General features: G+C 71.0%; 6 protein-coding genes. 2 read left to right on the top strand and 4 right to left on the bottom strand.

Features of this window, described 5'->3' with window-relative positions; all coding sequences use genetic code 11:
- Nucleotides 1–852 (top strand): carboxylating nicotinate-nucleotide diphosphorylase, encoded by an 852-nt coding sequence (gene nadC / locus L7N97_RS07065; protein WP_237482086.1) that lies wholly within the window; start codon nt 1–3, stop codon nt 850–852.
- 3 nt (nt 853–855) lie between these two features.
- Nucleotides 856–1,212, top strand: coding sequence for a hypothetical protein (locus L7N97_RS07060; protein WP_237477620.1), 357 nt, complete (start codon nt 856–858; stop codon nt 1,210–1,212).
- A 97-nt stretch (nt 1,213–1,309) separates the two neighbouring features.
- On the opposite strand, the gene treY is transcribed toward L7N97_RS07060, so the two are convergent.
- From treY to L7N97_RS07040, 4 genes are all read right to left on the bottom strand, one after another.
- Nucleotides 1,310–4,078 carry a malto-oligosyltrehalose synthase gene (gene treY / locus L7N97_RS07055; protein ID WP_237477619.1) on the bottom strand — a complete coding sequence of 923 codons (2,769 nt, stop codon included), beginning with the start codon at nt 4,076–4,078 and terminating at the stop codon, nt 1,310–1,312.
- A gap of 56 nt (nt 4,079–4,134) precedes the next feature.
- Nucleotides 4,135–5,940 (bottom strand): malto-oligosyltrehalose trehalohydrolase, encoded by a 1,806-nt coding sequence (gene treZ, locus L7N97_RS07050; protein ID WP_428980965.1) that lies wholly within the window; start codon nt 5,938–5,940, stop codon nt 4,135–4,137.
- Nucleotides 5,941–6,100: 160 nt separating this feature from the next.
- Nucleotides 6,101–8,281 (bottom strand): glycogen debranching protein GlgX, encoded by a 2,181-nt coding sequence (gene glgX, locus L7N97_RS07045; protein WP_237477618.1) that lies wholly within the window; start codon nt 8,279–8,281, stop codon nt 6,101–6,103.
- 230 nt (nt 8,282–8,511) lie between these two features.
- Nucleotides 8,512–11,718, bottom strand: a complete 3,207-nt coding sequence (locus L7N97_RS07040) for a beta strand repeat-containing protein (RefSeq protein ID WP_237477617.1) — start codon at nt 11,716–11,718, stop codon at nt 8,512–8,514.
- Between the last annotated feature and the right edge of the window lie 257 nt (nt 11,719–11,975).

Here is an 11,975-nt window from a genome sequence, read left to right as displayed (position 1 = left end):
ATGCCCCTGTCCCCGCTGCCCCGCGTCATGCTGGAGCCGGCGGTGCGCGCGGCGCTGCTGGAGGATCTCGGCCGCGCCGGCGACATCACGACCGACGCGCTGGTGCCCCCCGGCCTCCGCACCGAGACCGCGCTGGTGGCGCGCCAGCCCGGCGTCGTGGCGGGGCTCGACCTCGCGCGGCTCGCCTTCGAGCTGATCGAGCCCGGCATCGCGATCGCGGTCGAGCGGCCGGACGGCAGCGCGGTCGCGCCCGGCGACGTCATCGCCCTCGTGCGCGGGCCCGCCCGCGGCGTGCTGACGGCCGAGCGCACGGCGCTGAACTTCCTGTCCCACCTCAGTGGCGTCGCCACCGTCACGGCCTCGATCGTCCACGCCGTGCGCACCCACCGCGCGCGGATCTGCTGCACGCGCAAGACCACGCCCGGCCTGCGCGCCTTCGAGAAGCATGCGGTGCGGGCCGGCGGCGGCTCGAACCACCGCTTCGGCCTCGACGACGCCGTGCTGATCAAGGACAACCACGTGGCCGTGGTGGGCGGCATCCGCCCGGCCATCGCGCGGGCCCGGGCCGCCGTGGGCCACCTCGTCAAGGTCGAGGTCGAGGTGGACAGCCTCGACCAGCTCGACGAGGCGCTGGAGGCGGGCGTCGACGCCGTGCTGCTCGACAACATGGGACCGGAGACCTTGGCCCGCGCGGTGGAGCGCGTCGCCGGCCGCGCCGTCACGGAAGCCTCCGGCCGGATCACCCCCGCCACGGCGGAGGCCGTCGCGGCGTCGGGCGTCGACCTGATCTCGGTCGGCTGGCTGACCCACAGCGCGCCGGTGCTCGACATCGGCCTCGACCACCGGACCTGAGGCGTGGATCGGAACCTGTTCGGCGAGGCGGGCGCCCCAGACGCGGCCCGTCAGCGCGCCGCGGCGCGCTGGCTGGAGCTGACCCGCGCCGTGCTGCCCGGCATGGCGCGGGAGCACCGCTGGCCGATCCACCTCGACCACTGCTTCATGCGCGTCTGCCTCGACGCGGCGCTCGGCGCGCCCTGGACCGCGACGGTGAGGCGGCCGGCCCTGCGCCACATGACCGACGCCCAGCTCGCCGCCGCCCTGGCGGTGGCCGAGGAGGTGGCGGCGCGGCCGGAGCGCCTGCCCGCCCTCAACGCCGCGAGCATCGACGGGCGCCGCGCCGCGCGAGAGCGGGACGATCGAGGCCCCGCATGACGCGACAGAGGCGGCATGCCCTTCTCCCCTCCGCAAAGAAGGGCGAAGCCTCCGGGGTGCCGGGTCGCACGAACCCGGCAGCCCCCGGGGCGGGCGCTCAGCCTTCCCGGATCAGCACGGCCGCCGGGATCGCGGCGAACAGCTTTCCGGCGCCGACCGAGCCGCCCTCGAAGCTGCGCCCCGTCAGGGCATCGGTCCAGCGGCCCGCGGGGAGGGGCAGCGCCGTCGCGCCGTCGAAGCCCGACGCCTCGCGCCGGCCGGGGAAGCGCGCCACCGCGACCACGGCCTCGTCGGCGCCCGCCTGGCGGCGGAACGCGCAGACCGCGTCGGCCCCGGGGCCGGTAGCCGCCACGGCCTCGTAGCTGCCGTCGGCGAAGAGCGCGGCGTGATCGCGCCGCAGCTCCAGCAACGCGGTCGTCAGGGCCAGCTTCAGCCGGCCGTCGCGCCACGTCTCGGCGTAGGAGGCCAGCGCCTCCGCGCGGCCCCGCGCCATGTCGGCCTCGGCGGCGTCGAGCGCGGCCGCCCGCGCGGCGAAGTCGACCGGGCGCCGGTTGTCGGGGTCGACCATGGAGAAGTCCCACAGCTCGCAGCCCTGGTAGATGTCGGGCATGCCGGGGATGGTCAGCTTCAGCACGGTCTGCACCACGCTGTTCTGGGCGCCGAGCTTGGCGACGTGCCGGATGAAGGGCAGCGACGCCGACCAGAAGGCTTCCGACCGCTCGCCCGTCAGCATGCGGTCGACGAAGGCCAGCGTCGCCCCCTCGTAGGCCTCGTTGGGGTCGGACCAGGTGGAATGCACCTTGGCTTCGCGCATGCTCTTGGTCATGGCGGCCTTGATGCGATCCGCGAAGGCCTTCACCGCCTCGGGGTCGCGCTCGCCGTCGAGCAGCTCGACCGGACAGGTGCCGACGACGAGCTGGAGCAGGGCGTATTCGTCGTTGCGGTCGGGCTGGCGGTCGGGGTCGGCGTCGGCCGGCGCGGGGCTCAGCAGCTTGCCCCAGGCGGTGGCGGCCTCGGCCCAGGCGTCCGGGAACTCGGACAGGGCCGCGAGCCGCGCGCGCGTGTCCTCGCCGCGCTTGGTGTCGTGGGTCGAGGTCGTCAGCATCGCGTGGGGCCAGTGCTCGGCCCGCTCGGCGTTGGCGTCGTGGAAGGCCTGGAGCGGCCGGCCGAAGGTCGAGGGATGGCCGCCGACCTCGTTCAGCGCGATGAAGCGGTTGAAGCGGTAGAAGGCCGTGTCCTCCAGCCCCTTGGCGGTGACCGGCCCCGTGTATTGCTGGAACCGCATGGCGGCGTGCAGCACGGCGTTGCGGCTGAGGCCGCTCTTCGGCCCGGCCACGAGGTCGCCGGTCAGGAGGTCGTACAGGAAGGTGAAGACCGAGCCGTCCACCGCGCCGAGGCTGCGCCGCGCGGCCGAGACGGCCGTGTCGAGCGACTGCCGGTCGGCCTCGGTCGGCCGCCCGTCGAAGTCGAGGTAGGTGCGGTAGACGGGGAAGTTGGCCACCACCTCGCGCAGCGCGCGGCGGATGATGTTGCGCGTGAAGTCCGACGTCTTCGGGTTGTGCCGGGCGATGCGGGTGATCTCGCGGGCGAGGCTGTTCAGCTCGGACGACATCTCGTTGTCCATGATGAGCTTCTTGGAGGCCCGCAGCGTCTTCGCGAACACCTCCGCCTCGCCGGCGAAGTCGGCGTAGATGCGGGAGAACGACGCCTCGTTGGCCGGGTCCACCATCAGCTCCAGGAGCTGGTTGGTCACCTCGTAGCCCGTGGTGCCGTCGACCGGCCATCCGGGGCGCAGCGGCTCGCCGGGGCCGAGGATCTTCTCGACCACGAGGTAGGGCGCCTGCCCCTGGCGGTCGGGCGCGCGGGCGCGAAGGCGCTTGAGGTAGCCTTCCGGGTCGAGCAGGCCGTCGATGTGGTCGATGCGCAGCCCGTCGATCGTTCCGTCGCGCAGCATGGTGGCGACGAGCCGGTGCGTCGTGTCGAACACCGCCGGCAGCTCCATGCGCAGGCCGGCGAGGTCGTTGATGTTGAAGAAGCGGCGGTAGTTGATGTCGTCCGCGGCCGTGCGGAACTGCGCGGCCCGCCAGGACTGCTTGGCGATGAGGCGGTCGAGCCGGGCCCAGCTCTTCGGCTCGCCCGGCGTGCCGTTCATCCGGGCCACGGCCGCCCCGATGGCCTCGGCGATCTCGGGCCGCTCGCGCACGAGCTCGACGAGCTCGGCCTTCAGCCCCTCGGCGCGGCGCAGCACCTGCGGGCGCCAGTTCGGCAGGCCCGAGAAGCCGTCGCCGATCCGGTCGAGCGTCTCGTCGTCGTCGCCGAGGATCTGCCCGTAGTGGACGGGGCAGACCGGCAGCATGTGGGTATCGTAGGCCCAGACCGCGAAGGAACCCGTCTTGGCGTCGAACTTCAGGGCGAGCTTGCCGTCGGCGAGCTCGACGCCGTACTGGCCGCCGAGGATCGGCACGAGCAGCTTGTCCTGCAGGTAGCTCTGCTCCGAATCCCAGTCGATGTCGAACCAGCCCGCATAGGCCGAGTCGCGGCCCCATTCGAGCACGTCGAGCCAGAACGGGTTGTCGGCGCCGCCGACGCCCATGTGGTTCGGCACGAAGTCGACGATCTGCTTCAGCCCCGCCTTCTTCAGCGCGGCGGACATGCGGGCGAAGGCCTGCGCGCCGCCGAGCTCGGGGTTGAACACGTTGTGGTCGGTGATGTCGTAGCCGTGCGTCGAGCCCGGCCGCGCCTTGAAATAGGGCGAGGCGTAGAGGTGGCTGACGCCGAGCTTCGCCAGGTAGGGGGCGAGGTCGGCCGCGGCGTCGAAGCCGAAGTCGGGGGTGAACTGCAGGCGGTAGGTGGCGCGGGGCGTCACGGGCGAAATCCTCGCTGAAATCGTCGGACCTTAAAGGTCCGAACCCCCGTCGAGGTTCACCGGGCCCTGTGGACGGACCAGCGCACCGTCCAGGGGGCGAGGCGGGCGCCCGACACCTCGCCCTCGCGCCAGATCTCGCGGCCCGCGACGTCCGAGAAGCCGCCCTGCGGGTCCGCCTTGAGGTTGGCGTCGAGGCGCAGCTCGTCGCCGTCCTCCGTGCGCCAGCGCACCGTCACGGCCCCGCGGCCGAGGATCTCGTAGGAGCCAGCGTGGGCGCCGATGCGGGCCACGAGCGGCGCCACCTCGGCCTGGCGCCGCGCGAGCAGCGCCCGCGTGCGGCCGAGCGCGTCGGTGTCGACCTCGTCCCAGTCGAGCTTGGCCGACAGAAAGGTTGCCTCCGCCGTGGGGTCGGGGATGCGGTCGCGCGCCGCCTCGTCGCGGAAGGCCGGGAAGTGCTTGAACTCCTCGCGGCGCCCGTCCCGGATCGCGTCGGCGAGGTCGCCAGAGAAGTCGCAGAAGAACGGGAACGGCGTCTCGGCGCCCCATTCCTCGCCCATGAACAGCATGGGCACCTGCGGCAGCAGCAGGCACACGGCCGAGACGGCCCGCACGGCCTCGGGCGGCGCGAAGCCGTTCAGGCGGTCGCCGAAGGCGCGGTTGCCGATCTGGTCGTGGTTCTGCACGAAGCTCACGAAGGCGGTCGGCGGCAGCTCGCCCGAGGGCTCGCCGCGCGGGGTACCGCGGAAGCGCATCATCTCGCCCTGGAAGGCGAAGCCCTGCGCCAGCGCCCGGCCGAGCTTGTCGGTGTCGCCGATGTATTCCGCGTAATAGGAATCGCCCTCGCCCGAGGCCGCGACGTGGAGCACGTGGTGGACGTCGTCGTTCCACTGCGCCGTGTAGCGCTCGGCGCGGCCGCCGTCCGAGCGCAGCAGGCGGCTCGCGGCGTTCTCCTCGTTCTCGAGGATGAGGTGGAGCGGCCGGTTCAGCGTGGCGTGGCGGGCCCGCACGGACAGCTCGTGCAGGAGGTGGGGCGTGGTGTCGTCGATGATGGCGTGGACGGCGTCGAGCCGGAGCCCGTCGAGGTGGTATTCCTCGAGCCAGTAGAGCGCGTTGTGGATGGCGAAGTCGCGCACCGGGCGGCTGTGCTCGCCGTCGTAGTTGACCGCGATGCCCCAGGGGGTGTGGTGGCGCTCGGTGAAGAAGCCCGGCGCGTAGAGCGACAGGTAGTTCCCGTCCGGCCCGAAGTGGTTGTAGACAACGTCGAGGATCACCGAGATGCCGCGCAGGTGCGCGGCCTCGACGAAGGCCTTGAAGTCCTCCGGGCGGCCGTAGGAAGCGTCCGGCGCGTAGGGCAGCACGCCGTCGTAGCCCCAGTTGCGCGCGCCCGGGAAGTCGCCGACCGGCATCACCTCGACGGCGTTGACGCCGACCGCGGCCAGGTGGTCGAGCTTGCCGATCGCGGCGCGGAACGTGCCCTCGGGCGTGAAGGCGCCGACGTGCAGCTCGTAGACCACGGCCTCGTGCCAGGGCCGGCCCTCCCACGCCTCGTCGCGCCAGCGGTATTCGGTGGGGTCGATCACCTCGCTCGGGCCGTGCACGTCCCGCGGCTGGAACCGCGAGGCGGGGTCGGGCACCAGCAGCCCGTCCGGCAGGCGGAAGCGGTAGAGCGTGCCCGGCTCGGCGTCGCGCACCACGCGCTCGCGCCACCCGTTGCCGATGTCCTCCATGGGCAGCGGGTCGCGCCCTTCGATGACCAGGTCGATGCGGGGGTGGGCCGGGGCCCAGAGGCGGAAACGGGTCCCGATATGGGCCGCCCATTGTGCGCCATGCGGCATCGCATGGGCGCGGTAGGTCTCGGTCAAAGTCGATGGCCTTACGTCGAGTTGGCCCTCGACCGCGCGGATCGAAAGCGGAGATGCGGCGGCGGATCGACCGTCCGCGCCTGATCGAATTCAGACCATCAAGTGGGGGTCGCGGCGGCCGATGCCGCCGCGACCGCGTGCCTCAGGGTTCAGGCCCCGTTCAGGCGCCTTCCTTGTCCTTGTCGGGCGCGTTCGCGTCGGGCACCGGCGGCGCCTCGTTGGTGTTGAGCCGCACGAGCACGAGGCCGCGCGCCGGAACCGGGCAGGTGTCGCCGACGGCGAACTCCTGCTCGCCGCGCGCCGCGTCCCCGGTGTCGATCAGCCGCGTCCAGCTCTTGGCGTCGCGGCTCTCCGGCATCGTGAAGGCGATGGCGTCCCGCCCCGCGTTGACGATGAGCATCAGGGTCGAGTGGTCGCCGTCCTGCGGCACGGCGTTGAGCTGGGCGCGGCCGTCCATGAGCATGCCGACGCAGTTCATGGTGTGGTCGGTCCAGTCGTGCCCCTCGGCCTCGCAGCCGTCCGAGCGCATCCAGGTCACGTCCTTGACCTCGTGCACGGGATCCCAGGCGCCCGTGTAGAAGCGCGCGCGGCGCAGGACCGGGTAGTTGTGGCGGATGGCGCCGAGCCTGCGGGTGAAGTCGAGCAGCGTCTTGCCGTCCTCCGACAGGTCCCAGTTGACCCAGCCGATCTCGCTGTCCTGGCAATAGGCGTTGTTGTTGCCGCCCTGGGTGCGGCCGAACTCGTCGCCGGCGACGATCATCGGCGTGCCCTGGGCGAGCATCAGCGTCGACATCAGGTTGCGCATCTGCTTGTTGCGCAGCTTGATAATCTTGGGGTCGCTCGTCTCGCCTTCGGCGCCGCAGTTCCAGGAGCGGTTGTCGGAGTTGCCGTCCCGGTTGTCCTCGCCGTTCGCCTCGTTGTGCTTCTCGTTGTAGGAGACGAGGTCCTTCAGCGTGAAGCCGTCGTGCGCCGTGATGAGGTTGACGCAGGCCCAGGGGCGGCGCCCCTCGTGGTTGAACGTGTCCTCGGAGGCGCACAGGCGTGAGATCACGTTGCCGACCGGCTGCGCGCCGCGCCAGAAGTCGCGCACGTCGTCGCGGAACTTGTCGTTCCACTCGGCCCAGCCGGGCGGGAAGTTGCCGACCTGGTAGCCGCCGGGCCCGATGTCCCACGGCTCGGCGATCATTTTCACGCCGGCCAGCACGGGGTCGAACAGGCAGTTCTGCAGGAAGGCGGAGTGGCGGTCGAAGCCCTGCGGCCCGCGGGCGAGGGTGCAGGCGAGGTCGAAGCGGAAGCCGTCGACGTTCATCTCCTGGACCCAGTAGCGCAGGCTATCCAGCACCATCTGCATCACGCGCGGGTGATGGAGGTTGAAGGTATTCCCCGTGCCGGTGTCGTTGATGTAGTAGCGGCGCTGGTCCGGGATGAGCTGGTAGTAGGATGCGTTGTCGATGCCCTTGAAGGACAGCGTCGAGCCCTTCTCGTTGCCCTCGGCTGTGTGGTTGTAGACCACGTCCATGATGACTTCGAGGCCCGCCTCGTGGAAGCGGGTCACCATGTCCTTGAACTCCTGGACGGCGTTCAGCGGATCGGCGGCGTAGAGCGGGTGCGGCGCGAAGAAGCCGATGGAGTTGTAGCCCCAGTAGTTCGACAGGCCGCGGTTGATCAGGAAGTCGTCGTTGATGAAGGTGTGCACCGGCAACAGCTCGACGGCGGTGACGCCGAGGCTCTTGATGTGCTTGAGCACCTCCGGCGTGGCGAGGCCCGCGTAGGTGCCGCGCAGGTTCTCGGGCACGGCGGGGTGCTGCTTGGTGAGGCCGCGGACGTGGGCCTCGTAGAACAGGCTGTTCGACCAGAAGTGCTTGGGCTTGCGGCCTTCCGGCAGGTGAGGCTTGTGCATGTCCGCCACCACGCATTTCGGCATGAAGGGGGCGGAGTCGCGCTCGTCGAAGGTCAGGTCGTCGCCGGTCTCCATCTGGTAGCCGAAGACGGCGGGATTCCACTGCAGCTCGCCGAAGTGGGTGCGGGCGTAGGGGTCGAGCAGCAGCTTGTTGGGGTTGAAGCGGTGGCCGTTCAGCGGCTCGTAGGGGCCGTGCACGCGGAAGCCGTAGAGCTGGCCGGGCTTCACGTCCCGGAAATAGCCGTGGAACACCTGGTCGGTGTATTCCGGCAGCTCGATCCGGTCCGTCTCCTTCTGTCCCGACGAGTCGAACAGGCACAGCTCGACCTTGGTGGCGTGGGCGGAGAAGAGCGTGACATTGGTGCCCCGGCCGTCCCACAGCACCCCGCGCGGGTGGGGGGAGCCTTCGAGCGTCTGCCTGAAGTTGACCATCTGATTCATGTCGCGTCCCTGGTGACGGCCGAGCGCCCGCTATGGCTCAGCTTCCGCCGTCCGATCGTCTCAGAACGGCCGAAATCAGAATTGGTGCCATGCGCCAGCCACGACGCGTCGCGAAGCCGGACGCCGCGCCGCTCGTGGTGAACGCGCGACCCCGTGAGCGGGTCGGAGGGACGGACAAAAGAAGAGGGGGCCGCCCGGCGTCGCCGGGCGGCCCTCTCATGGCGCGTGCATCAGGCGTGGAAGGCGAAGTCCGACGGGTTGGCCTTCAGCTCCGCCTTCGACACGCCGGTCAGCTTGATCGTGTCGCCGGTGTTGGGGTCGGTGATCACGGCCCCGCCGCGGACGTTCGTCGTGTTGGCGATCACCGAGGCGAGGTCCTGGAAGTCGGACGAGGGCAGGCTGATCGTGTCGTGGTCGGCGCCGTCGGCGCGGAACAGGTTGATCGTGCTCGCTCCACTGCCGGGGTTGAAGACGAATGTGTTGTCGGGCGCGCCGCCGTTGTTGAACGTGGTGTAATAGTCGGCCGTGAAGGTCTGTCCGGAGTCCTGGATGTTGACCCTGCTCGTGCCACCCGGCCTGTACTGCGTCCGCGACACGAAGGTGTTGCCGTCCGCCGAGTACAAGTCCTGGTCGGTCACGAACCCGCCCGGAGTGCGGAGGCCGGCCTGCAGGGAGTAGGGGCTCTGCACGGAGAGCGTGTTGCCGTTGTTGTCCGTCTGCGTGGCGGTGATGAAGCCCTGCAGGTGGCGGCCGACATGGTCGAGGAAGGTGTAGGTGCCGTCCGCCCCCACCGTGGCGGTGCCGAGCACGGTGGGGGTGTCGGCCCCGTCGATCACGGCGGAGAGGGTCACGCTCTTGACGCCGGACGTCGCCCCGACGTGCCCGCTGATGGTGAAGTCGCCGCGCCCCTGGAAGATCGCGCCGGGGTCGATCGAGATCACGTCGCCCGCCGTCGCGCCGCTGCCCTGGGCGATGGTGCTGCCCGGCGGCAGGACCTGCGTCGTGGTGGTGCCGAGCGGCGAGGTCGTTGTGATCGTGCTGCCGCCCGATCCGGTCGTCACCGTCGACCCCGTGCCACCGGTGCCCGTGCCGGGATTGGTGCCGGTTCCGGTGCCCGGGTCGATGCCGGTGCCGGTGCCCGGGTTGGTGCCAGTGCCGGTGCCCGGGTCGATGCCGGTTCCAGTGCCCGGGTTGGTGCCGGTGCCGGTGCCCGGGTTGGTGCCGGTGCCGGTGCCCGGGTCGATGCCGGTGCCCGTGCCCGGGTTGGTGCCGGTGCCCGTGCCCGGGTTGGTGCCGGTGCCGGTGCCCGTGCCTGGGTTGGTGCCGGTGCCCGTGCCGATCGTCACGGTGGTCCCGCCCGCCCCGTCGCCGCCCAGCGTCAGGCCGAGGTTGAGCGGATCGAGGCCGGCCGCCAATTGGACCGGGATCAGGTCGCTGATTACGCCGCCGACCGAAACCGTGATCGCCCCTTTGGTCGGATCGTAGGCGACCGTCGCGTCCGTGCCCAGGACGCCGAGGTCGAGGATGTCGTCGGGGCCCAGGTTGGTGATCGTTCCGGCGAAACCCGCGGGGTCGCCGAGCGTGAGCTTGGCTCCCGTGCCGCCGAGGTCCACCGCGACGCCGGCCGCCACGGGGCCGCCGAGGGTGAGCGAGGCGCCGTCACCGACCTTCACCGTGCCGGGCGTCGTCACGGCCCCGAGCACGTCGGCCACCGCTCCGTTGTCGAGCACGGTGTTGGTGAAGCCGGTGATCGTCTGGCCGATGTCCTTGATCGCCGTGGTGCCGTCGCCCGCCGCGATCTCCAGCGTGTTGCCGTCGCCCAACGCCTGCACGCCGCCGTTCAGGACCGCGGTGGGATCGAGCACGAGCCGGCTGCCGCCAGCGCCCAGCCTGATCGCGAGCGCGGGCGCGCCGTCCAAGCCGACCGTGCCGGTGATCGTGCCCGAGTTGGTCAGCGTCCCGCCGTCGGCCAGGTCCACGCCGATCGCGCCGGCGCCCGTCCCCGCGATGGAGCCGGCGTTGGTCAGGGTGTCGGCGACGCCGTCCGCCGCCATGGCGACGCCGGCGGTCGCGCCCTTGATGGCCGCCCCGGCCTCGTTGGTGAGCGTCCCGCCCGTCATGGCGATGCCGCTGGCGGCCTGGCCCGTCACCTGGCCGAGGTTGTCGATCGCGGCCGTGCCGTCGCCGACGATGCCGTTCTGCGCGCCGGTGATCGTTCCGGTCGCCTCGTTGGTGAGCGTGCCGGCCGCCGTGGACACGCCGTCCCCCGTCGTGGCCAGGATCTGGCCGGCGTTGTCGAGCACGCCGGCGCCGGTGTTGAGCACGCCCGCGGCGGCGCCCGTGATCGCGCCGTCAGCCGCGTTGGTGAGGTCGCCACCCGTCATCGCGACGCCGGCGGTCGCGCCGTTGATGGCCGCCCCGGCCTCGTTGGTGAGCGCCCCGCCCGTCATGGCGACGCCGCTGGCGGCCTGACCCGTCACCTGGCCGAGGTTGTCGATCGTGGCCGCGCCGTCGCCGACGATGCCGTTCTGCGCGCCGGTGATCGTGCCGGTCGCGCCGTTGGTGAGCGTGCCGGCCGCGGTGGACACGCCGTCCCCCGTCGTGGCCAGGATCTGGCCGGCGTTGTCGAGCAGGCCGGCGCCGGTGTTGAGCACGCCCGCGGCGGCGCCCTTGATCGTGCCGCCCTCCGCGTTGGCGAGGTCGCCACCGGTCATCGCGACGCCGTTCGTCCCGCCGGTGATCACGCCGGTCGCGGCATTGGCCACGCTGCCCGCCGCCTGGGCGACGCCGTTGCCGCCCGTGCCCAAGATGTTGCCGGCGTTGGTGATCAGCGTGGTCCCGGCGGCGTCGAGGCCGTCCTGGGCGCCGCTGATGGACGAGTTCGCGCCGTTGTCGACTTTGCCCGTGCCGATCGTGACGCCGACGCCGCCGACGTTCGCCGCCAGAATGGTGCCGCCGTTGGTCAGCGCGCCGGTGTCGAGCGCCACGCCGACGCCGTTCTCGCCCGTCGCCGTGACGGCGCCGGTGTTGTTCACCGCCGAACCGGCGCCCGCCGTGGTGCCCCCGACCGCGATGCCCGCCAGGAAGCCGGAGACGGCCCCTTCGCCTGGATTGGTGGCATTGAGCGTGTTGGTGACGGTGCCGCCGTTGTTGAGGGCGATGCCGACGCCGGTGTCACCCGCACCCTGCACCGTGCCGAGGTTCGTCACGGTCGCGTTCTGAACCTTCGCCGTGATGCCGTTGCCCACCGCGCCGCTCAGAACGCCGTTGAGCACGGTGCCTACCGGGATGACCGCCGGCACCTCGGCGCCGTTCAGCGTCACCCCCGCCTCGACCGTCAAGGGATCCGTCGCCGGTGCATTGTCGACGACCCCGCCGAGCACACCGTTCGCCGCTCCCACGAGGGTGGCCAGGGTCTTCGAAATGTCGAGTGCCATCTCATGCTCCACTTGGATCGACCTCGGAGGAGGTCTTTCGATGAATGAAGAGAAGACGAGCCGCTTATAAATGAGAGTTCGTCGCAAAAATGCGAGTAAATTCCATTTCGATACATACTGAATTCAGATCAAGATGGTGATTTGAGCCACGATAAACTCGATCATTTCGCATTGAAACCGGGCCGATTGGGTCAAATGCGGCGCGATGGAATTCAGGTATCTGAATCAAAGCCTTGGGGAATTGCGCTTCGAAAACT

The sequence above is a fragment of the Lichenibacterium dinghuense genome (assembly GCF_021730615.1).
GTDB lineage: Bacteria > Pseudomonadota > Alphaproteobacteria > Rhizobiales > Beijerinckiaceae > Lichenihabitans > Lichenihabitans dinghuensis.
This window is presented reverse-complemented; position numbering and strand designations above follow the sequence as displayed.